General features: G+C 73.3%; 17 protein-coding genes. 11 read left to right on the top strand and 6 right to left on the bottom strand.

Annotated elements, in window-relative coordinates; translation table 11 throughout:
* Positions 1-40 precede the first annotated feature (40 nt).
* Positions 41-748 (bottom strand): SDR family oxidoreductase, encoded by a 708-nt coding sequence (locus ACLQ27_RS25125; RefSeq protein ID WP_357489621.1) that lies wholly within the window; start codon positions 746-748, stop codon positions 41-43.
* 112 nt (positions 749-860) lie between these two features.
* On the opposite strand from ACLQ27_RS25125, the gene ACLQ27_RS25120 reads away from it, so the two are divergent.
* The gene (locus ACLQ27_RS25120; protein WP_357489622.1) at positions 861-1238 is read left to right on the top strand and encodes a MerR family transcriptional regulator; all 378 of its coding nucleotides are present in this window, start codon (positions 861-863) and stop codon (positions 1236-1238) included.
* A 5-nt stretch (positions 1239-1243) separates the two neighbouring features.
* On the opposite strand, the gene ACLQ27_RS25115 is transcribed toward ACLQ27_RS25120, so the two are convergent.
* Positions 1244-2386, bottom strand: coding sequence for an ROK family protein (locus ACLQ27_RS25115; RefSeq protein ID WP_357489624.1), 1143 nt, complete (start codon positions 2384-2386; stop codon positions 1244-1246).
* A 41-nt stretch (positions 2387-2427) separates the two neighbouring features.
* On the opposite strand from ACLQ27_RS25115, the gene ACLQ27_RS25110 reads away from it, so the two are divergent.
* Together ACLQ27_RS25110 and ACLQ27_RS25105 are read left to right on the top strand one after the other, a co-directional pair.
* Positions 2428-3651 (top strand): MFS transporter, encoded by a 1224-nt coding sequence (locus tag ACLQ27_RS25110; protein ID WP_357489626.1) that lies wholly within the window; start codon positions 2428-2430, stop codon positions 3649-3651.
* A gap of 143 nt (positions 3652-3794) precedes the next feature.
* The gene (locus tag ACLQ27_RS25105; RefSeq protein WP_357489628.1) at positions 3795-5171 is read left to right on the top strand and encodes an FAD-dependent oxidoreductase; all 1377 of its coding nucleotides are present in this window, start codon (positions 3795-3797) and stop codon (positions 5169-5171) included.
* Between the two features lie 79 nt (positions 5172-5250).
* On the opposite strand, the gene ACLQ27_RS25100 is transcribed toward ACLQ27_RS25105, so the two are convergent.
* Both ACLQ27_RS25100 and ACLQ27_RS25095 read right to left on the bottom strand, forming a co-directional pair.
* On the bottom strand, positions 5251-5721 hold the full coding sequence (locus ACLQ27_RS25100; RefSeq protein WP_357489630.1) for a heme-degrading domain-containing protein: 471 nt from the start codon (positions 5719-5721) through the stop codon (positions 5251-5253).
* A 24-nt stretch (positions 5722-5745) separates the two neighbouring features.
* Positions 5746-7206: an SDR family NAD(P)-dependent oxidoreductase gene (locus ACLQ27_RS25095; RefSeq protein ID WP_357489632.1), complete on the bottom strand. Its 1461-nt coding sequence runs from the start codon at positions 7204-7206 to the stop codon at positions 5746-5748.
* A gap of 181 nt (positions 7207-7387) precedes the next feature.
* Between ACLQ27_RS25095 and ACLQ27_RS25090 the strand changes: the two genes are divergently transcribed.
* Positions 7388-10567, top strand: a complete 3180-nt coding sequence (locus ACLQ27_RS25090; RefSeq protein ID WP_425868939.1) for a BTAD domain-containing putative transcriptional regulator — start codon at positions 7388-7390, stop codon at positions 10565-10567.
* Here ACLQ27_RS25090 and ACLQ27_RS25085 read toward each other — a convergent pair.
* Together ACLQ27_RS25085 and ACLQ27_RS25080 are read right to left on the bottom strand one after the other, a co-directional pair.
* The gene (locus ACLQ27_RS25085; protein WP_357489636.1) at positions 10564-11391 is read right to left on the bottom strand and encodes an ABC transporter permease; all 828 of its coding nucleotides are present in this window, start codon (positions 11389-11391) and stop codon (positions 10564-10566) included. The genes ACLQ27_RS25090 and ACLQ27_RS25085 overlap by 4 nt on opposite strands.
* Complete coding sequence (locus ACLQ27_RS25080) at positions 11388-12368, bottom strand: ATP-binding cassette domain-containing protein (protein ID WP_234581727.1); 981 nt, start codon at positions 12366-12368, stop codon at positions 11388-11390. Before ACLQ27_RS25080 ends, ACLQ27_RS25085 begins: the two co-directional genes overlap by 4 nt.
* A gap of 283 nt (positions 12369-12651) precedes the next feature.
* Here ACLQ27_RS25080 and ACLQ27_RS25075 point away from each other — a divergent pair, with 283 nt between their 5' ends.
* From ACLQ27_RS25075 to ACLQ27_RS25045, 7 genes are all read left to right on the top strand, one after another.
* On the top strand, positions 12652-13185 hold the full coding sequence (locus ACLQ27_RS25075) for a flavin reductase family protein (RefSeq protein ID WP_425868937.1): 534 nt from the start codon (positions 12652-12654) through the stop codon (positions 13183-13185).
* A 262-nt stretch (positions 13186-13447) separates the two neighbouring features.
* A complete protein-coding gene (locus tag ACLQ27_RS25070) occupies positions 13448-14197 on the top strand; it encodes a zinc-binding dehydrogenase (protein ID WP_425868936.1) in 750 nt (249 codons plus the stop codon).
* A gap of 439 nt (positions 14198-14636) precedes the next feature.
* Positions 14637-16280: an ABC transporter substrate-binding protein gene (locus ACLQ27_RS25065; RefSeq protein ID WP_425868934.1), complete on the top strand. Its 1644-nt coding sequence runs from the start codon at positions 14637-14639 to the stop codon at positions 16278-16280.
* Position 16281: 1 nt separating this feature from the next.
* Positions 16282-17217, top strand: coding sequence for an ABC transporter permease (locus tag ACLQ27_RS25060; protein ID WP_425868932.1), 936 nt, complete (start codon positions 16282-16284; stop codon positions 17215-17217).
* Positions 17218-17222: 5 nt separating this feature from the next.
* Positions 17223-18110, top strand: a complete 888-nt coding sequence (locus ACLQ27_RS25055) for an ABC transporter permease (protein WP_425868931.1) — start codon at positions 17223-17225, stop codon at positions 18108-18110.
* Positions 18110-19765 (top strand): dipeptide ABC transporter ATP-binding protein, encoded by a 1656-nt coding sequence (locus ACLQ27_RS25050; protein WP_425868929.1) that lies wholly within the window; start codon positions 18110-18112, stop codon positions 19763-19765. The genes ACLQ27_RS25055 and ACLQ27_RS25050 overlap by 1 nt, the downstream gene beginning before the upstream one ends.
* On the top strand, positions 19762-20970 hold the full coding sequence (locus ACLQ27_RS25045; RefSeq protein ID WP_425868927.1) for an LLM class flavin-dependent oxidoreductase: 1209 nt from the start codon (positions 19762-19764) through the stop codon (positions 20968-20970). Before ACLQ27_RS25050 ends, ACLQ27_RS25045 begins: the two co-directional genes overlap by 4 nt.
* Positions 20971-20974 lie beyond the last annotated feature (4 nt).

Genomic DNA, 20974 nt, shown 5'->3' with positions numbered 1-20974 from the left:
CGGTCACGTCGGGGTGGCCGGCCGCCGCCGTCGTGGCGTGTCAGCCGGCGACGGCCGTGCCGTAGAACGCGCTCGGATCGCCGGCGAGGGACGCCTTGACGTGAGCGCTCCACTCGTCGGCGAGCACCTCGAGCTGGCCGGCCTCGATGCCGTCGAGGGCGGCGCGGACGACGTCGGCGGGGTTCATCTTGACGCCGTCGTAGTCCGCCATCATGTCGGTGTCGGCGGCGCCCAGGTGCAGCCCGGTCACCAGCGTGCCCTGCGCGGCCAGTTCGAGCCGGACGCCGTTGGTCAGGCTCCACTCGGCCGCCTTGGCGGCGCTGTAGGCGTTCGCCCCGTCGTAGGAGAACCACGACAACGCCGACAGGACGTTGAGGATGGCGCCGCCGCCGTTGGCGCCCAGAACCGGGGCGAACGCGCGCACCATGTCGAGGGTGCCGTAGAAGTTGGTGTCCATCTCGGATCGGACCAGGCGTAGGTCGCCGGTGACGAGATTGGTCCGGGTGGTGATTCCGGCGTTGTTGACGAGCAGGGTCACGTCGGAAGCGACCGCTGCGGCGTCCCGCACCGCCTGCGGGTCGGTGATGTCCAGGCGCAGCCTCTCGACGCCGGGGATGTCGATCTGTTCGGGGTCGCGGGCCGTGGCGTACACCTTCGCCGCGCCGCGTTCGAGGAGTAGGTGGGTGAAGTGCCGGCCGATGCCACGGTTGGCGCCGGTGACCAGCGCGATCGAGCCCGAGATCCGCATGATGCCTCCGCTGGGGTTGGACGAGGACTGGTACGCGGCCTACGCTAAAACCTGACGTGGACGTGAGGGACAAGGTTGTGTGGCGGCTGTCACCGGCAGTGGGGGAGTGGTCGTGCGGATCGGGGAACTCGCCACCAGCACGGGTGTGTCGGTGCGCGCCCTGCGTTACTACGAGGAGCAGTCGCTGCTGATCCCCGAGCGCAGCGGCGGCGGCCAGCGCCACTACGACGAGAAGGCGCTGGATCGGGTCCAGCTCATCCAGACGTTGTACGCCGCGGGCCTGTCCAGCCGGACGATCCTGGATCTGCTGCCCTGCGTCGACGCCAAGGTCAACACCCCGCAGTCGCGTGCCCTGCTGAACGGCGAACGCGACCGCATCACCCGACAGATCGACCAACTCGTCCAGGTCAGGGACCGACTCGACGCGGTGATCAGCGCCAGCGAGAGCCCGGCCAGCGGCTGCGTCCACACGGACGCCGACCCACGGTGACCGCCCTACGCTCCGGCCGTCCGCAATGAGGTCCGTCGAGCGATCGTGAGCGGGGCGCCGAGGGTCAGGTCGGGGATGCCGTAGAGCTGGTCGAGCACCTGCATCGCGGCCCCGGCGGCGATGACGTCCGCGCCCAGCCCGGACAGGGTCACCGTCGGCGTCAGCCAGTCCGCGCGCGGCACGTCGGTGCGGACGGCCCGCTCGACCGCGGCGCGGTAGTCCTCCGCGTGGCGCAGCAGATCCGCGCCGGCCAGCACCACGTGGGCGAGGTCGAGGGTCTGGAGCAGGTTGACGACGCCGACGGCCAGGACGCGGGCCGCGCGGGCGACGTCTCCCGCCTCCGCGGCGCGCAGGTGCACGACCTCCAGGCAGCCGTGGCGTCCGCAGACGCAGCGGGGCCCGTCCAGGTCGACGACCGTGTGCCCGAACTCGCCGGCATTGGTGTGCGCGCCCCGGTGGGCGGCGCCGCCCAGCCAGAAGCCACCGCCGATGCCGGATTCGACCATGATGAGCGCCGCGTCGCCGAACGTCGCGCCGTGCCGCCACGCCTCGGCCGTGATCCCGGCGGTCACGTCCTTGTCCAGGTGCACCGGTAGCCCCAGGTGCGCCTCGGCCAGCTCACGCAGCGGTACGTCGTGCCAGTGCCGCAGGCCGTGCGCGTCCCGGACCAGCCCGTTGGCGTGGTCGAGCGGCCCGATCATGCCGAGACCCACCCCGGTCAGCCGCCCGCGCAGGTCGTCGCCGGCGGTGATCGCGTCGACGCCGACCCGCAGGGCGTCGAGGAGGTGCTCCGGGGTGAAGTCGTCGGGCAGCGGGTTGACGGTGGAGTGGCGCACGGTGCCGGCCAGATCGACCAGGACCAGCCGCAGCGTGCGTCGGGCGACGTGCGCACCGATGGCGTACCGGCTGTCGGGGACCAGCTCGTAGACGACCGCGGGTTTGCCGATGCCCAGGCGGCGGACGCCGGCGGGGCGGATCAGCCCGTCGGCGGCCAGGCGGGCGATGACCTTGGAAACCGCCTGCGGTGTGAGGCCGGTGGCGTCGACGACCGTCGACCGCTCGAACGTCCGCACGGTACGCCCCACGGCCAGGACGAGCGCCTGGTTGTATCCGCGCAGGAACGTCACGTCGGCTGTGGTGCGCGTCATCTCACCAGCCTATTACGCAACGCTGTTGCTAAATTCGCCCGGTGAACGGACTGAGCAGAGGTCAGCGCCTGGCGGCGCTGGCGGCCCTGGCCCTGGGCGGCGTGGCGGTCGGCCTGACGGAGTTCGTGGCGATGGGTCTGCTACCCGAGATGGCCCGCGGCCTGCTCCCGCAGGAGTACGCCCGATCGTCGTCGGACGCGGTGGCCCAGGCCGGTTGGATGATCACCGCGTACGCGCTGGGCGTGGTCGTCGGCGCCCCGCTGATCGCCGCCCTCAGCGCGCGCCTGCCGCGCCGCAAGCTCGTGCTCGGGCTGCTCGTCCTCTTCGCCGTCGGCACGATCGCCTCCGCGACCGCCCCGAACTTCGAGCTGGTGCTGGTGGCGCGGTTCGTCGCGGGGCTGCCGCACGGCGCGTACTTCGGTGCGGCCGGCCTGCTCGCGGCGACCCTGATGGGCCCCGGCAACGAGGCCCGGGGCTTCGCCACCGTGCTCGGTGGGCTGACGGTGAGCAACGTGGTGGGCGTACCGCTGATCACCCGGCTCGGCCAGGCGGCCGGCTGGCGTGCGGCGTACCTGGTGATCGCCGGGGTCTTCCTGCTCACGCTGCTGGCGGTGCTGGCGGTCGTCCCGGAGGTCGCCGCGGCGGCGGACGGCTCGCCGGCCGCCGAACTGCGCTCCCTGCGGACCCCGCAGGTCTGGCTGGTCGCGGCCACCGGAGCGATCGGCTTCGCCGGGTTCTTCGCCGTCGACTCCTACATCGCGCCGGTCACCACCGACGTCGCCGGCCTCTCCGCCGCGACCGTCCCGTGGGTGCTGGTCGCCGTGGGTCTCGGCATGACAGTCGGCAACGCCCTGGGCGGCTGGCTCGCCGACCGGGACCTGCGCCGCAGCATGATGATCGGCTTCATCGCCATGATCGTCAGCATCGGTGTGTTCAGCCTCGTCGCGTCGAACCGCGTGGGCCTGTTCGTGGGCGCGTTCCTGGTCGGCGCGACGAGCCTCTACCTCGGTCCGGTCCTGCAGGCACGCCTGATCACTGTCGCCCCCGGCGCCCAACTGATGGGCGCGGCGCTCAACCAGTCCGCCATGAACATCGCCAACAGCCTGGGCGCGGCCCTGGGCAGCGTCGCCATCGCCGCCGGGCTCGGCTACCTCGCGCCGGCGCGGGTCGGCCTGGTCCTGGCGGTCGTCGGGCTGGGCCTGGGAATCGTCAGCTTCACCGCCGGACGCCGCCGCGACCGGGAACCGGCCGTCGTCGCGGGCTGACGGCCTGTTCGCCGGTCGGGGTGCGCCGACCGCGTCCAGCGGCATGTCGGTATCCGACACCTGGGCGGACGTGTCGGGGCGACGGTCGGAGCTCGACGCTGTGCAACGATCGGTGCCACACCTCGTACCCCTTGGAGAGCACGATGTCCCTCTCCCCGGTTCGGGTCTTCGCCGCGTTGAACGCCGTGCGACCCCCCGACCAACCCACTCCGCGCCTGGGTAAGGCGGTGGTGGTCGGCGGCAGTGTCGCCGGCCTCCTGGCCGCCCGGGTCCTGTCCGACCACGCGGAAAGCGTGCTCCTTCTCGACCGGGACGACCCGCAGCTCAGCGGCGCCCGACCCGGCGTGCCACAGGGGACGCAACTGCACGCGCTGCTGCCCGGCGGCCTGCTCCAGCTCGAGCAGCTGTTCCCCGGGTTCCGCCAGCAGGCGCTGGCCCACGGGGCGATCGAGGCGCCGCCGGCCGCCCGGCGCAGCTACCTCGACGGCCGACGGAAGGTGGTCGTACCCGACGACGACGACAGCCTCGCCGGCAGCCGGCCGCTGCTGGAGGGGCTGATCCGTCAGCAGGTGCTCCGACTGCCCAACGTCAAGACGGTCACCGCCCGTGCCACGGGTCTCGTGTGCGACGGCGACGCGGTCACCGGCGTCCGCTACGAGGCCGGTCAGGTGCCCGGCGTCGAGGGCGCCGACCTCGTGGTGGACGCCATGGGGCGGTCCAGCCGGCTCTCCGAGTGGCTGGAGCAGGCCGGCTGGGAACGGCCCGCCACCCGTCGGATGGCCGTGCACCTCAACTACGCGACAGCGCTGTTCCGCCGCCCCGAGCCGTCTCCGGAGACGACAGTCGTCCTCGCCCTGCACACGCCGCGGACCATGACTGACATCGCCGGCGCCGCCTTCTTCGCCATCGAGGACGGCCGGTGGATGGCCATGATGGCCGGCTACGGGAAGGACCGCCCGGGCCGCACCGCCCAGGACTTCGTCCGCCGGCTGCGGGAGCAGTTCCCGCCGGAGTTCGGCGAGGTCGCCGGGCAGGAGATGCTCGGCGACGTCCAGACCTACCACCACGCCGACAGTCGCCGGCGGGACTTCCACGCGCTGCGGCGGTTCCCGGCGCGACTCGTCAGCGTCGGTGACGCCGTCGCGTCGTTCAACCCGGTGTACGGGCAGGGGATGACGGCTGCGGCCCTGCACGCGGCCTGCCTGTCGGCGTACCTGCGCTCCGACCCCGACCTGAGCGAGCCCGCCCGACACTTCCTCGCACTGCAGAAGGTCGTGGTCGACGCCGCCTGGTCGACCTCGACCTCCGCCGACCTGGCGTTGCCGCACGTCGACGGTCCCTACCCGCGCGGCTACCGGGTCTCCAGCTGGGTCAGCCGGCAGATCCTCACGGCGACAGTCACGGACGTGGCGACCGCCCGGCGGTTCAACGAGGTCGTCTCCCTGCGGGAGCACCCGCTGTCGCTGGCCACACCCGGCGTGATCCTGGGCGCCCTGCGCGCGAACCGCCGCTCGGGCTGACGGTCACCCGGACGCGCGCCGACGCCGCCCGCCGACGCCGATGTGCGGCGGGCGGGCGGCGTCCGGCGGTTGCCCGGGGTCAGCGCGCGTCGCCGCGCAGGATGTCGACGACAAAGCGGTGGTCGTCCAGCTGCGGAAGGCCGGAGACGCCCATCCAGCCCACCACGCCGGTGCCACGAACACGCAGCGGCACGGCGCCTCCGGCGGCGGCGTAGCGTGCGGCCGGCAGGCCGAACTTCTCGGTGAGCGTCGTCTGCTTGTCCCGGCAGAGCCGGGCCATGTAGAGCGACGAGTGCTCGAACCGCATCACCACGCGCCCCTTGCGGCGCAGCCACCCGTCGTTGTCCGCCGTCGAGCCGGGCAGGCCACAGTGGAACAACTGCCGCCCGGTCCGCCACACGCCCACGGAGATCGGGAGCCCCCGCTGCGCGGCGGCGGTGACGGCCCGCACGCCCAGCTCGTACGCGTCGGTCTCGGTCAGGCCCGCGAGCTCCAGCTCGGTCTCCTCGCGCTGCAGCTCGTCAAGCGTCGGCCACTGGTCAGATGACATGTGTTTCTCCTCGTCGAGCGTCGTTCACCAGGCGCAGGGCGCGTAGTCCTTCAGGAAGCAGCCGTACAGGTCCTCGCCCTGCTCGCCGCGGACGATCGGGTCGTACACCCGGGCCGCGCCGTCGACCAGGTCCAGCGGGGCGTGGAACCCCTCGTCGGCCAGCCGCATCTTGGTCGGGTGGGGCCGCTCGTCGGTGATCCAACCGGTGTCGACGCTTGTCATCAGGATGCCGTCGGTCAGCATCTCCTGGGCGCTGGTGCGGGTCAGCATGTTCAACGCGGCCTTGGCCATGTTGGTGTGCGGGTGCCCGGGGCCCTTGTAGCCGCGGCCGAACTGGCCCTCCATCGCTGAGACGTTCACCACGTACTTGCGGCGGGCCTTCGCTGCGGCCATCGCCGGGCGTAGCCGGCTGACCAGCACGAACGGCGCGGTGACGTTGCACAGCTGCACCTCGAGCAGCTCGACCGGGTCGACCTCCTGCACCCGCTGGACCCAGCTGTTCACCGAGTCGAGGTCCGGCACCAGACCGCCGGCGTCGATGGCCGTGGACGCCGCGATCCGCTCGGGCGACGCGGAGCCGCTCGTCAACGCCAACGCGGTGAGCGCGTGCGGGGTGAGCGCCGTCGACCCGGTGCCGGCGGTCAGGCTCCCCGCCGGGCCACCGGGGCCGGTCGGCTTGGCGAACGTGATCAGCTCCGGCAGGGGGCCGTCCGGCAGCGCCGCGGCCTCGGCGGCGACGAGCTGGGCGTACGCCCCGGGGGAGCGGCGGACCGTCTGCGCCGCGTTGTTGATCAGGATGTCGAGGGGGCCCTGACTGCTGACCGAGTCGGCCAGGGCGATCACCTGGGCGGGGTCGCGCAGGTCGATTCCGACGATCCGGAGGCGGTGCAGCCAGTCCGCGCTGTCCGGCATCGCGGCGAAGCGGCGGACCGCGTCGTGCGGGAACCGTGTGGTCACCGTGGTGTGCGCGCCGTCGCGCAGCAGCCGCAGCGCGATGTACATGCCGATCTTGGCTCGGCCGCCGGTGAGCAGCGCGCGCCGGCCGGTCAGGTCGGTACGGGCGTCGCGGCGTTCCCGGTTCAGGGCGGCGCAGGTCGGGCAGAGCTGGTGGTAGAAGGCGTCCACCTCGCGGTAGCGCTGCTTGCAGATGTAGCAGCCACGCGGGTTGTGCAGGAATCCCGCAGTCGTGCCGGTGGTGGGGGAGGCGAGGGGGATGCCCTGGGTCTCGTCGTCGATCCGGCCGGGGGCGCCGGTGGCCGTGGCCTCCGTCACCGCCCGGTCGGCCGCGAGGATGGCGTCGCGCCGCTCCTCGCGTCGCCGCTGCTTGATCACCTTGTAGAGCTTCGCGGTGGCCCGCTGCACCCGCACCACGTCCGGGTGGTCGGGCGGAAGGGCCTCCAACGCCTCGAAGACGCTGAGACAGGTCTCCAGCCGGTTCCGGTCAATGCCGTCCTGACCGTTTTGGGCAATCTTGTCCACTGTCATGCGTCGTTGTCTCGTCCCGTTTCCTGTGCCGGATTCCCCCGGCCCACCCCAAGTCCGACCCGAAACTGTACGCACCACGCCGTCCTGGACGCATCCCGCGCCGCGCCGCCCACCCCTGAAGACCCGCACGCCGCCCGACACCCTGCTCGGTGCGGTGGTCGGCGTGGGGGATGCTGGTTCCGTGCAGATCACGATCCTCGGCCCCCTCGCCGTCGACGGCCGGCCGGTCCGGGGCGAGCGGCTGGCGGCCGTGCTGCGCGCACTCGTCGACGCGCGGGGCCGGGCGGTCTCCACCAGCCTGCTCGTGGACGCGGTGTGGGACGGGGCGCCACCCGACGACGCGACAGGCGCGGTGCAGGCGCTCGTGTCCCGCGTACGCCGTCTCGGGCTGCCCGTGGTGGCGGTGCCGGGGGGATACCGCCTGCCCGCCGACGAGGTCACCGTCGACGCGGTCGAGGCGCGGGCGCTCCTCGATCACGGGCGTGCCGCCCTGCGGACCGGCGACGCGCGGGCGGCCCGCGACTCGGCCGACCGGGCCCGTGCCCTGTTCCCCGAGGTACCGGAGATCGTCACCACCGAGGACGCCCGCCTGTTCGCCGACGTCGCCGCGCTGCGCGCCGAGGCGGCGCTCGCCGGAGCGGGGCCGTACGACGAGGCGGACCTGCGCCGGCTCGCCGCCCGGACGCCCCCGGACGAGCCGTCCGCCGCCCTGCTCGTGCGGGTGCTCGCCGCGCAGGGGCGGGAGGCGGAGGCGTTGGAGGTGGTCGAGCGCCTCCGTGACGACCTGGCCGAGCGCTACGGCACCGACCCGGCACCGGTGATCACCCAGGTCCATCTGGCGCTGCTGCGCGGCGAGCTCACCGCGCCGGCCGTCGTCGCGCCACCCCGCCTGCCGGCGCGGATCGCCCTGCCCGCCGCGTGGCGCCGGCCGATGACCGCCCTCGTCGGCCGCGAGCGCGACGTCGAGGCCCTGGACGCGGCGCTCGACGAGTCCGCCCTCGTGACGATCGTGGCGGTCGGCGGCGCCGGCAAGACCCGCCTCGCGGCCGAGGTCACGCGGCGCACGGCGGCGGCCGGGCAGGCGGTACGCGTCGTCGAGCTGGCCGGGCTGCGCTCGCCCGACGAGGTGCTGCCCACGGTGCTCGCGGCGCTCGGTGGCGCGGACACCTCGACGACCGGCGGCAACCTGGGCCTGGAACGGCGGGTGCTCAGCCCCGAGGAGCGGCTGCGGGCGTTGGCGCCGGATCTCGACGGGCTGGTCGTGCTGGACAACTGCGAGCACGTCCTCGACGCGGTGGCGGGCGTCGTCGCCGACCTGCTCGCGGTGACCTCCCCGGAGGTCGCGGTGCTCGCGACCAGTCGTGCGCCGCTGGGCCTGGCCGGCGAGTGGGTGCACCGACTGACCGCCCTGCCGGACGCCGACGCGCTCGGGTTGATCGAGTCCCGGGCGCGGGCCGGCGGCGCGGTGCCGACCTGGGACACCGCGCGGGCTCTCGCGCTGTGCAACCGGCTCGACAACCTGCCGCTGGCCCTCGAACTGGCCGCCGCGCGACTGCGGCACATGCCGATCGACGACGTGCTCGCCGGGCTGACCGACCGGTTCGCGCTGCTGGACGACGCGCTGCGGGGCCTGCCGGAACGGCACGCGAGCCTGTGGGCGATGGTCGACTGGAGCCGGGAACTGCTCGCCCCCGACGACCGTGCGCTGCTTGCGCGGGTCGCGGTCATCCCCGCGCCGTTCACCGCGGACCTCGCCGCCGCTGTCGCGCAGACCCCGGACGTACGGCGGGGTCTGGCGAGGCTCGTCGAACAGTCCCTGCTGACCCTGGTCGAGGGGGACGGGCAGCCCCGCTACCGGATGTTGGAGACCGTCCGGGAGTACGGCGAGGCCCGCCTGGACGCCGCTGGTGACCGGGGCGGGGCGATGGCCGGTCTGGTCGGCTGGGCCCGGGACGAGGCGGTCGGGCTCGCCGGTCGCCTCGTGGGTCCCGGCCAGGTCGATGCGCTGGACCGTTGCGCCGCCGAGCAGGACAACCTGGTCGCGGGCCTGCGGTGGGCGCTGGCGCAGGACGACGAGCCAGCCGTCGTCGACGTCGCCACCGCGCTGCTGCACCTCTGGACGGTGCGTGGCCTGCATGTGGAGGTCCTCGCGTGGGCGCGCGGGCTGCTCCACGTCGACGAGCCGCGGCGGCGTCGACGCTCGGCGATCCTGCGGGGCCGGGCCAGCGGCCGACCCCTGCCCCACGCGGACCGACTCGCCTGGACGTCCGTGCTGATCAGCGTGAACAGCGGCATCAGCGCGGACCTGCGGCCCGCCGTTCTCGCGCGACGCGCCCTGCGCACGCTGCTCGCGGAACGGCCCGCCGAGGTGTCGCCGCGGCTGACCGCGTTCGCGCTGGCGTTGCCCGGCTTCGACGAGTCCGACCCGGAGCGGAGCCTGAAGACTGCGACCGAGATGATCGCGCACCCGGACCCGTACGTGCAGGCGCTCGGCCTGATCGCGCGCGCGGCGGTACGGGAGAACAGCGGCCTGCCGGAGGCGTCGATCGAGGACGCCGAGCAGGCGTACCACCGCTTCGAGGTCGCGGGCGACCACTGGGGCATGGCGATGGCCGCGGGCGCCGTCGGGCAGTTCCTGCTCCCGGGCCGGGAGGGGCGGTCCGCCGAGTGGCTGGCGCGCAGCGTCCGGCACATGGAGATGATCGGCGCCCAGCAGGACGCGCGGTCGATCCGGGTGCGGCTGGACGTGCAGCTCGCCCTGACCGGCGACGCGGACGCGGAGCGGCGACTCGGTGAGACGGCGACGCCGGGCCAGGCCGAGCAGATGGACGTCGCGCAGGCGCTTCTCGGCCTGGCGCACCTCGCCTGGCAGCGCGAGCGCTACGACGAGGCGCTGGTACACGCCGGCGAGGTGACCCGCACCCTTGCCGGCTGGACCGGCCCGCCACCGCAGCCGCGCGTGATGCTGCGGGCCTCGGTGGCGGTCCTGTACCTGCGGGTCGCCGAGGCGCGGGGGGCGTCGGGCACCGACGCCGCCGCCCAGGCGGCCACGTTGCTGGCGCTCGCCCGCGACGACGCGCTCAACTCGAAGGACCTGCCGGTGATCGGGGCGTGGGCGTCCGGCGGCGCGGACCTCGCCGCGTACCGGGACGACGTCGCCACCACCCGCGAACTGTCCGCGCTCGCGAAGCGGCTCGGGACGCACATGGAGCTGTTCTTCCCGAGCGGACGCAGCGAACGACTCGACGCCGCCCTCGGTGACGAGGAGCAGCGTGAGTCGTTGCTGGCCGCCTGGCGGGCCCGGCCGGTGGCCGCGGCCGTCGCCCGGGTCCGCGAGCTGATGGAGGACCTGCTCGCCTAGATCTTCCTGCGGTACGCGCGCAGCGCCAGCGGCATGAACACCGCCACGAAGCCGGCGCACCAGGCGAGGGTCCACCACACGTGCGCGTCGAGCGGGGTGCCGAGGAACAGTCCGCGTACCGATGCCACCAGGTGGGTCATCGGGTTGACGTTCACGAAGGCCTGCATCCAGCCGGGCAGGGTGTCGGTGCCGACGAACACGTTCGACCCGAAGCTCAGCGGCATGATCAGGGCGAACATCAGGCCCTGCACGGCGCCGGGGGTGCGGACCTTCATCGACACGTAGACCGGCAGCCAGCTCAGGCAGAGCGCGAACAGCACCGCGAGCACGCAACCGGCGATCGCCCGGAACGGGTCGGTGTCGATCCGGAAACCCATCAGGTAACCGATCGCGAGGGTCGAGACCGTGACGATCACGTACCGGACGACGTCGCCCAGCACTGCCCCGACCAGTGGTGCGGAGCGGGGGATCGGCAGCGACCGGAACCTGTCGAAGATGCCCTTGGCGATGTCGGTGTTGAGGTTGACGCCGATCGCGATGGCGCCGGTGGCGATGGTCTGCGCCAGGATTCCGGGCAGCAGGAACTGCAGGTAGTCGTGGGTGGATCCGGCGACCGCGCCGCCGAAGATGTAGACGAAGATGATGAGGAACAGCACCGGCTGCAGCGTGACGTCGATCAGCGCCTCGGGCGTACGCCAGGTCTTGATGAGGCTGCGTTTGGCCAGGGCCAGCGAGTGCCGCACGAGCCGGAAGGGTCGCGGCTTCGGGGTGGCCGTCGACAGCGCGGAGCTTGCCGTGGGTGGTGCGCCGACCAGGGTGCTCATGCCGCTACCTCCGTACGGGAAGTGGTGTCGTCCTCGGCTGCCGTACGCCCGGTGAGGGTGAAGAACACCTCGTCGAGACTCGGCAGGTGCAGGGAGAGTTCGGTGACGGAGATGCCGGCGGCGGCGAACCGCGCGACGCTCTCGGTCAGGGCCGTGTCGTCGGTGACCGGCACCGCGAGCACGCCCTTGCGGATCTCGTCGGCCTGCCCGCCGGAGCCGACCTCGGTGAGGATCGCCGCGGTCCGGGGGAGCTGCGCCAGGTCCGCGGGCCGGACTTCGAGGGTCTGTCCGCCGACGACCCGCTTGAGCCCTTCGGGCGTGTCGTGCGCGATGACCCGGCCGTGGTCGATCACCGTGATCGCGTCGGCCAGCGCGTCGGCCTCCTCCAGGTACTGGGTGGTGAGCAGCACCGTCGAGCCGTTGGTCACCAGTGACCGGACCACGTCCCACATGTCCTCGCGCTTGGCCGGGTCCAGCCCGGTCGTCGGCTCGTCCAGGAAGATCACGTCCGGCGAGCCGACCAGGCTGGCGGCCAGGTCCAGCCGCCGCCGCATGCCCCCGGAGTAGGTCTTGGCGGGCCGGTTGGCGGCGTCGGTCAGGTCGAACCAGTCCAGCAGTTCGGTGGCCCGCCGCCGGGCGCCGGCGCGACCCAGCTCCAGCAGCGTCCCGAACAGCTCCAGGTTCTGCCGCCCGGTCAGGTCCTCGTCGACCGAGGCGTACTGGCCGGTGAGGCCGATGCTCTGGCGGACCCGCTCGGCGTCCCGGACGACGTCGAAGCCGCCGATCCGGGCGCTGCCGGCGTCCGGGGTGAGCAGCGTGGAGAGGATGCGCACGGCGGTGGTCTTGCCAGCGCCGTTGGGGCCGAGCACGCCGAGCACGGTCCCCCGGGGTACGGCGAGGTCCACGCCCTGCAGCGCCCTCGTCTTCCCGAATGTCTTGACGAGGCCCTCGGCCTCGATCACCAGATCGCTTGTCATGTCCCAGAGCGTGCGCCGGTCGCCTGACACCGCGCCGACAGCGCACCGACACGCCCGTCGACAGGGCCCGACACCGGAGGGCGGGGCCGCGGAGGGCGACCCCCCAGGACTTGAAATCCTACCTGTTTGATAGGAAAATCGGTTCATGCTGCTTGTTCGGCTGTTCACCTCCCGCCGAGTCGTCGACCTGATGAGGATCGCCGCGCAGCTCTGTCCGGCGGCGCTCGGCCCGGCCTGAGCGGGCCGTCCCTGCCGCCTGGACCCCACCCTCGGGAGGAACGCCATGACCTCGTCCGCGGACGACGCGACCGACGCCGACGCCGACGCGCTGCGGACGTTGCTGCGTCACCAGGCCAGCACCGTCACGGTGGTCACCGTCCCCGGCTCACCGCCGGTCGGCTTCACCGCGACCTCGTTCACCTCCGTATCGCTGACGCCACCGATCGTCTCGTTCTGCCTGAGCGTCGGTTCGTCGAGTTGGCCAACGCTGGCGCGGGCCCGGCACGTGGCGGTGCATCTGCTCGCCCATGACCAGCACGAGGTGGCCCAGACCTTTGCCACCAGCGGCATCGACAGGTTCGCCACGCCCACCCGGTGGCGGCCGGGCCCGCAGGGTGCGCCAATTCTCGACGGCACCCTTGCCTGGCTCCTGTGTCGGGTCGTCGACCGGGTGACCGTCGGCGACCACGTCGTGGTGCTGGCCGAGCCGGAACTGCTGTGGCACGCCGACGTGGGCTCGCCGTTGCTCTACCACCGAGGCCGCTACGCCGGTCTCGCGGACGCTCCGGACGGGCCGGTCCGTCGGGTCGCCGCCTGACGGCTCACCACCGGAGGGCCATCCCGGCCGGCGTGGGGCTGCGAATGCCCACACCTGCCGCGAGCGGAACGGAGCGCCGGCCCACCACGACTCGGGAGGTTGCCATGCGTGCCATCGTCGCCGCACCGGACGCTGTCGACGGGTTCCGGATCACGGAGGTTCCCGATCCCGCACCCGGGCCGGGGCAGGTGCTCGTCGAGGTGCGGCACGCCGCCTCAACGCGGGCGAGGTCCGCCACCTCGACGTCTGGCCGATCGGCAGCGTGCTCGGCCACGACGCCGCCGGGCACGTGCTGCGCGGCGCCGAGGACGGCTCCGGCCCCCGGCCGGGCGACCGGGTGCTCGCCTTCGGGCCGGGCGCCTGGGCGCAGCGTGCGGTGTTCGAGGTGGACAGTGTCGCGGTGGTTCCCCCGGCCGTCGACCTGGCCGAGGTGGCCGCGCTGCCGATGGTCGGCCTCACCGCGCTGCGGACGCTGCGGGCGTCCGGTCCGCTGGCCGGTCGCCGGGTGCTGGTCACCGGCGCGTCCGGGGGAGTGGGTCGAGTGGCGGTCCAGCTCGCCCGGCACTTCGGCGCGTACGTGCTCGCGGCGGTCGGCTCGGCGGCGCGGGGCGAGGGGCTGGCCGCGCTCGGCGCCCACGAGGTGATCGTTGGCCTCGATGGCGGCGTCGAGCCGGTCGACGTGGTGCTGGAGACCGTGGGTGGCACCCAGTTGGTGGCCGCGTGGGGTCTGCTGGCGCCGGGTGGGGTGCTGCACAGCATCGGCTGGGCGTCGGGGGCGTCGGCAGTCTTCCCGGTGAACTCAACCTTCGCCCCGGGCGCCGCGCGAACGCTGCGTTCCTTCGGCGACACGTCGGCGCCGGGCGCGGATCTGGCGCAGTTGGTGGACCTTGTGGCCCGGGGAGTGTTGCGGGCGCCGATCGGCTGGCGCGGTTCGTGGCACCGCCTCGGGGAGGCGGTCGGCGCGCTGCGGGACCGTCGGGTGCGGGGGAAGATCCTGCTCGATCTGGACTGAACCGGCGTCGGACGGCTGGCCGGTCCCGGCTCGCGTGCGGGTCCGGCCCGTCCGACCGGGCGCAATCCCTTTAAATCCTATAGCCTTAGTAGGTATTGCGTCAACGAATCCGCCCCGTCGCGTGCGATACCCGACATCCATCGATCGACTTGTTGACACCGCCCCGGCGGTGAAGGTGGACTCGGCTCATGTCCAGCGAGCTGCGGCTGACGATCCGCGGCCACATCGACTTCGGTCGGGTGTGGTCGAGTTCCTGTCTGGCCTGACCCGGCACCACCGCCCGTACCCGGCCCGCCACAGCGGCCGCCGAGGTGGGGCTCACCGCCGAGCCGACCGCCGAGCCATCCGCGCCGACACCCCTGACCGGCCCCCGCCCATCCGCGCTGGGGCCGGGTGTCGGCGTACCCGAAATCCGCCTGTCTCGACAGGAGTCCTCGCCATGCCCGCCCGCCGTCTGCGTACGCTCGCCGTCGCCGTACTCGTCCCGCTGCTCGCCGTCGTCACCGGCTGCTCCACCGGCTCCGCCCCCGCTGCCGAGGCGGCCGGGGAGCCGCGCTCCGGAGGTGCCCTCACCTGGGCCGTGGAGACCGAGCCGATCACCCTCAACCCGCACCAGTACGCCCAGGCCAAGGCCCGTCTCCTGGTCTGGAACACCTTCGAGTCCCTGCTCACGTACGACAAGCAGGGGAAGCTGGTGCCCTGGCTCGCCACCGGCTGGCAGGCCGCCCCGGACGGCCTGTCCTACACCCTGACGCTGCGCGACGGGGTGACCTTCACCGACGGGACGCCGCTGGACGCGGCGGCGGTCAAGGCCAACATCGACAAGCTCCGCGAGCCCGGGTACGCGCCGGGTGTCGCCGCCGTGCAACTGCGCAACCTCACGGCCGCCGAGGTGGTCGACCGGCGCACCGTACGGCTCACCCTCAGCACGCCCGACGTGCTCATCCTCGACTTCCTCGCCTCCCCGCAGGGCGCCCAGGTCTCGCCGAAGTCGCTGCGCGAGGCGAAGAACCTCAAGGCCGGCGGCGTCGACGTCGTCGGCACCGGGCCGTTCGTGCTGGACCGCTACGTCCCCGGCCAGGAGTTGCACTACCGGCGCAATCCCGGTTACGACTGGGCGCCGCCCACCGCGACCCACACCGGCCCCGCCTACCTCGACGAGATTACCTACCGGTTCCTCAAGGAGTCGGCGGTGCGCGTCGGCGCCCTCACCTCCCGTCAGGTGCAGCTCGTCGAGGGCGTACCCGCCACCGACCAACCTCTGGTCACCGCCAACCGGACGCTGCGCCTTCACCGGGAGCTGAACTCCGGCTCCGCCTACTCCTACTACTTCAACACCTCGCACGCGCCCTTCGACGACCTGCGGGTCCGGCAGGCGTTCCGGGAGGCCGTCGACGTCGACACCGTGCTGAAGTCGGTTTACCGCGACACCGCCACCCGCGCCTGGAGCGTGATCAGTCCGTCCAGCCCGCTCTACGACAAGAGCCTCGACGGTGGGTACGGCGGCGACATCGCCACGGCGAACGCCCTGCTCGACCAGGCCGGCTGGGTGGCGCGTGACGCGGACGGCTTCCGGGTGCGCGACGGCCGGCGGCTCACCGTACGGCTGGTGCAGGCCGCCCCGTACATCCGCGACCGCCGCGATGTCCTCGCGCAGGCGATACAGGCCGCCGTGAAGCAGAGCGCCGGCATCGACCTGAAGATCGCGCTTGTCGACCAGGGCACCGCCACCCAGGCGTTCGAACGCAACGAGTACGAGGTCTTCGACAACTCGCGGGCCGACACCGACGCGGGAGCCGCGCTGAATCTGCTGCTGCACTCGAAGGGCGGCATCAACCGCACCCGCGCCAACGATCCCCGCATCGACCAGCTCCTGGAATCCGGTCAGGCCACCGCCGACCCGACAAGGCGGGCCGGCATCTACGCGCAGCTGCAACAGCGGGTGGTCGCCGAGCAGGCCCTGGTGCTCCCGCTCTACGCGCCGGCCGACCAGATCGCGGCCAGCACCAGTGTCGGCGGGGTCCACTTCGAGCCCACCGCCGGGGTTCCGGCCAGCGCGTACGACCTGTGGATCGGCAGGTGACATGAACAGCTCACCACTGCGCGCGGCGGCTCGCCGGCTCGCCGCCGGGCTGGTAGTCCTCTGGGCCGCCGCCACCGCCGCGTACCTGGCCCTGCTTGTCGCGCCCGGAGACACCGTGGACACCATCGTCGGCGACGGGGCGGACACCCCGCAGATCCGCGCCGAGATCATCGCCGAGTGGAGCCTGGACCGGCCCGCCGTCGTCCAGTACCTCGACTACCTGCGGCGGCTCGCCGGCGGCGACCTGGGCCGCTCCTACCTCCTGCAACGGCCCGTCGTCGAGGTGATCGGCGAACAGCTCGCACCCACCCTCACCCTCGCCCTCGCCGCCGCGGGACTCGGGGTGCTGCTCGCCCTCGTCCTCTCCGTCGCCACCGCCGGGGACCGCCGTCCCTGGCTCCGGCGGGCCAGCTCCGGCGCCGAACTGCTGCTGGTCTCCACCCCGCCCTTCCTGATCGGCATCGTGCTGCTCAGCGTGCTGTCGTTCCGGTTCGGACTGTTTCCGGTCTCCGGCGACCGGGGCGTCGGCGCGCTGGTGCTGCCCGCCGTCACCCTGGCGCTGCCCATCGCCGGACTCCTCGCCCAGGTGCTGCGCGACGGGCTCGACCGGGCACTCGACGAGCCGTTCGTGCTGACCGCCCGGGCCCGGGGCGTACGGGAACGGACGGTGCTCCTGCGGCACGCGCTGCGGCACGCGCTGCTGCCGGCCGTCACCCTGGCCGGCTGGCTCTTCGGCATCCTGCTCGGCGGCGCCGTCATCGTCGAGCAGGTCTTCGGTCGACCCGGCCTCGGCCAGGTCACCCTCACGGCGGTGACCAGCAAGGACATGCCGGTGGTGCTGGCGGTGGTGACCCTGTCCGCCGCCGTCTACGTCGCGGTCAACACCATCGCTGACCTGACCTACCTACTGGTCGACCCGCGCCTGCGAAGGAGCTGATTCCGATGACAGTCACCCTGGCCCCGGCAACCACCGACGCGCACACACCTGACCCGTCCACCCCGCCCGCCCCGACCGTCCGCCGACGTCGGTGGCGGCCAGGGCTACTCACCGCCGGGGCGTACCTGATCCTGCTCGTGGTCGCCGCGGCCTGGCCGGCGGTCCTGGCGCCCGGTGACCCGCTCGCGGCGGACCCGCTGAGAGTGTTCGAAGCGCCGAGCGCCGCGCACTGGTTCGGCACCGACCACCTCGGCCGTGACATGTGGACCCGGGTCGTGCACGGCGCCGGGCACTCGCTCACCATCGGGGTGGCGGCCACGGCGATCGCGGTCACCGGCGGCGTGCTGCTCGGTCTGCTCGCCGGCCTCACACACCGGCTCGCCGACGAGACCCTCAGCCGCGCCTTCGACGCCATCTCGGCGTTTCCGATCCTGCTCCTGGCGCTGCTGTTCATCGCCGTCGCCGGGCCGGGCACCGTCAGCCTGATCGTCGCCATCGGCGTCGCCACCCTGCCGCACCACGCCCGGGTGGTGCGTGGTCAGACACTGCTCGTCCGCCGCGCCGCGTACGTCGAGCAGGCAGTCACCTTCGGTCTGTCCCGGCCCCGGCTGGTGGCGCGGCACGTCCTGCCCAATGTGATCGGCCCGGTGCCGGTTCTCGCGGTGATCGGGCTCGGCGAGGCGGTCATGATCGCCGCGGGGCTCAGCTTCCTCGGCATGGGGCCCCAGCCGCCGTCGCCCGAGTGGGGCGCGATGCTCTCCGAGGGACGCAACTACCTGCAGGTGGCCTGGTGGATCACCGTCCTGCCCGGCGTCGCGGTCACCGCGACAGTGGTGGCGTTGACTGTCGTCGGGCGGCACTGGCAGACCCGCTTCGACGGGCGGCGGCGCTGATGGCCCCCCTGCTCGCGGTCGAGGACCTGCACGTCGACTTCGAAACCCCCACCGGACGGGTCGCGGCGGTCCGGGGGATCAGCCTCACCGTCGAGCGCGGTGAGTGCGTGGCAATCGTCGGCGAGTCCGGGTCCGGCAAGAGCGTCACCGCCCGTACCCTGGTCGGCCTCGCCGGCCCGGGCGCGACGGTCCGCGCCGCCCGGCTCGACCTTGCCGGTCAGGATGTCCGGGGCCACCGCCCACGGGACTGGCGACGGGTACGCGGACGGCTCGCCGGGCTCGTCCTGCAGGACGCGTTGGTCTCTCTCGACCCGCTGCGCACCGTGGGCGCCGAGATCGGCGAGGTGCTCACCACCCACGGCATCGTCGGCCGCCGCGAACGGGCCGGCCGGGTCACCCACCTGCTCGACGAGGTCCACCTCCCGGAGCCGGAGCGCCGCGCCCGGCAGTACCCGCACCAGCTCTCCGGAGGGCTGCGACAGCGGGCGCTCATCGCCTCGGCGATCGCCGGGGAACCGGCCCTGCTCATCGCCGACGAGCCGACCACCGCGCTGGACGTCACCGTGCAGGCGCAGATCCTGCGGCTGCTCGCCGAGCGGCAGGCAGCCGGGGTGAGCCTGCTGCTGATCAGCCACGATTTGGCGGTGGTCGCTCAGGTCGCCGACCGGGTGCTCGTCATGCGGGACGGTCGGATCGTCGAGCACGGCCCCACCGCAGGACTGCTGCGGGCCCCGGCACATCCGTACACCAGGCAGTTGCTGGCTGCGGTGCCCTCGGCGTCGTCGCGGGGGCACCGGCTCGCCGCCGCCGCGGTTCCGCGGGACGGCGGCGTTGCGCGACGGGAGGCGCTGCCCGCCCGTCCCGAGGTTCGCCCGGACGACACGGTGCTCGACGCGGTCGGGCTGACCAGGAGGTACGGCGACCACACGGTCGTGCGGGACGTCTCCTTCTCCATCGCGCGGGGCGAGACGTTGGGGCTGGTGGGGGAGTCCGGGTCCGGTAAGAGCACCCTGGCCCGGATCGTCGCCGGTCTCCTGACCGCCGACTCCGGCGCGGTCACCTTCGAGAAGGCGCCGTGGTCCGGGGTGCCCGAGCGGAGCCGTCGCCCGCTGCGCCGCCGGCTGCAACTGATCTCCCAGGACCCCCTGAGCTCCTTCGACCCGCGCTACCGCGTGGCCCAGGTCGTCGGGGAGAACCTCGACGCCGACGTCGATCGGAGCGACCGCCGCGACCACGTCGTCGACCTGCTGCGTCGCGTCGGCCTCGGGCCGGAGCTCCTCGACCGGCACCCCCGGCAGCTCTCCGGCGGACAGCGGCAGCGGGTCGCCATCGCCCGCGCGATCGCCCCGCGACCCACCCTGATCGTCTGCGACGAACCGGTCTCCGCGCTCGACGTCTCGGTCCAGGCCCAGGTCCTCGACCTGCTGGCCGAGCTGCGGGCCACCGACGGCACGGCGCTGCTCTTCATCTCCCACGACCTGGGCGTGGTGCACCACCTCAGCGACCGCGTGCTGGTCATGCACGACGGCGCGGTGGTCGAGCAGGGCCCGGTCGGCGACGTCTTCACCTACCCCCGGCACGACCACACCCGGTCCCTGCTCGACGCGTTGCCCACGCTCGTCACGACCGGCCGACCGCAGGAGGTACGCCCATGACCGAGAAGACCCTGCACCTGGCCGTGGCACTGGACGGCCTGGGCTGGCACCCGGCCGCCTGGCGGCTCTCGCGGGCCGGCGCGTCCGCGCCGCTGACCGCCCGCTACTGGGCCGGACTCGCCAGCGAGGCCGAGAGCGCCACAGTGGATCTGCTGACCATCGAGGACAGCCTCGACCTCCAGTCGTCGCGGTCCGACGGCCCGGACGGCCGCGCCGACGAGCTCCGGGGGCGCCTCGACGCGGTGCAGATCGCGGCGCGGATCGCCCCGCTGACCCGGCACATCGGGCTGGTCCCGACCACCAGCACCACGCACACCGAACCGTTCCACGTCTCGACGGCCGTGGCCACGCTGGACCACATCAGCGGTGGGCGGGCCGGTTGGCGGCCCCGGGTCTCGGCCCGGCGGGCCGAGGCCGGGCACTTCGGTCGCCGCGAGATCCCCGTGCTGGACCCGGCCCGGCTCGACGAACCGGAGACGTTACGGCTCGTCGGCGACCTCATCGCCGAGGCCGGCGACGCGGTGGAGGTGGTGCGCCGACTCTGGGACAGCTGGCAGGACGACGCCGAGATCCGGGACGTGGCGACCGGCCGCTTCGTGGACCGGGACCGGCTGCACTACGTCGACTTCACCGGGCGGTGGTTCTCCGTCAAGGGCCCCTCCATCGTGCCGCGGTCACCGCAGGGACAGCCGGTGGTCGCCGCGCTGGCCCACTCGTCGGTGCCGTACGCCTTCGCCGCCCGGCACGCCGACGTCGTCTTCGTCACCCCGACCGACCCCGGGCACGTCGCCGCCATCGTCGGGGAGGTCCGGGCGGTCGAGGAGACCGTCGGGCGCAGCGGGCCTCCGCTGCGCGTGCTCGCCGACCTGGTCGTGCTGCTCGACGAGACGCCGACGCTGGCCCGCCGGCGCAGGGCTCGTCTCGACGACCTGCACGGCGCGCGGTTCACGTCGGACGCCGCCCTCTTCTCCGGTACCCCGGGTCAGCTGGTCGACCTGCTGGTCGAGTGGCACCGGGCCGGAGTGGACGGTTTCCGGCTGCGGCCGGCCGTCCTCCCCGACGATCTGACCGCGATCACCCGGGCGCTGGTGCCGGCGCTGCGCGAACGCGGTCTGTTCCGCGCCGCATATCCGGGCGGGACGCTGCGTGGGCTGCTCGGCCTGACCCGACCGGCAAGCCGCTACGCCGTCGCCACGACCGCCTGAGTCT

The sequence above is a fragment of the Micromonospora sp. DT63 genome (assembly GCF_049841615.1).
GTDB lineage: Bacteria > Actinomycetota > Actinomycetes > Mycobacteriales > Micromonosporaceae > Micromonospora.
This window is presented reverse-complemented; position numbering and strand designations above follow the sequence as displayed.